Raw genomic sequence first — 429 nt, forward strand, 5'->3', positions numbered from 1 at the left:
CTCCATCAACACCGCGATGGAACCGTCCACATGTGGCGCGGCCATCGAGGCGCCGTTGTAGTCTTTGTAGCCGGTGGTCAAGTTGTCGGCGTTGGTACCTTCGATGATCGAGCTGTAGATCTTGGTGCCCGGCGCCGAGACGCAGTAACTGGCGGTGTAGCCGCAACGCGAGGAGAACGTGCTGATCACGTACGGATTGGCGCTGGCGGCGTCCGGGTTCTGCTGCAATGCGGCGACGGTGATCCAGTTCGGCGCGATGTCCGGAACGAAATAACCGAGGCCGGCAATGGCATCCGGGTTGTTCAGGTTGTAGTCGTTGCCGGCGGCAAAAATAGTGACGATGCCGCTGCGTGCGGCGGCAATCGCGCCGTCGTAGGCGCCGCCGGGTTTGGTGCCGAGCAAGGTGCGGATTTCGTTGAACTGCAACTG

The 429-nt window shown here is 61.8% G+C and carries 1 protein-coding gene; it reads right to left on the minus strand.

Annotated features, from left to right (window positions below):
• A partial coding sequence (locus tag J5M56_RS25835; RefSeq protein WP_207938164.1) for a S8 family serine peptidase occupies window positions 1-429 on the minus strand: 429 nt, incomplete at both ends.

It is taken from the genome of Pseudomonas sp. 51_B, from assembly GCF_017491595.1.
GTDB lineage: Bacteria > Pseudomonadota > Gammaproteobacteria > Pseudomonadales > Pseudomonadaceae > Aquipseudomonas > Aquipseudomonas promysalinigenes.